The organism is Mesorhizobium sp. LNHC229A00 (assembly GCF_000502415.1).
Classification (GTDB): Bacteria; Pseudomonadota; Alphaproteobacteria; order Rhizobiales; family Rhizobiaceae; genus Mesorhizobium.
The window spans coordinates 1-433 of sequence record NZ_AYWQ01000184.1 but is presented as its reverse complement, the minus strand read 5'-3'; the positions used below and the strand labels follow the sequence as shown (position 1 = coordinate 433).

The window sequence follows — 433 nt, the reverse complement described above, 5'->3', positions numbered from 1 at the left end:
ATCCGGCCATGATCGCCTTGATCGAAAAGTTGTCGCGCGACGCGGTCGCCGACGGCTGGCCTGGCCTTCTGATTGGCGATATCGCGCAGCCACGCGGCGGCCCGATGACGACGGGCCATGCCTCGCACCAGATCGGCCTCGACGCCGACATCTGGCTGACGCCAATGCCTGACCGCACGATGACCAGGGCACAGCGCGAAAACATGAGCGCCACCTTGATGGTCGACGAAAAGACGCATCTGGTGAAAGACGCGCTGTGGACGCCGCAGCACACGGCGTTGCTCAAGCGGGCAGCGAGCTATCCGCAGGTCGAGCGCATCCTCGTCAATCCGGGCATCAAGAAAAAACTTTGCGATACCGTTAAGGGCGACCGCTCCTGGCTGCGCAAGATCCGACCGTTCTGGGGCCACGACTATCATTTCCACATGCGCAT

Annotated in this window: 1 protein-coding gene; it reads left to right on the top strand. The window is 62.1% G+C overall.

What is annotated here, in order from left to right; genetic code table 11:
- The coding region (locus X742_RS140145; RefSeq protein WP_023775691.1) for a penicillin-insensitive murein endopeptidase at positions 1 to 433 on the top strand (433 nt) is incomplete at both ends.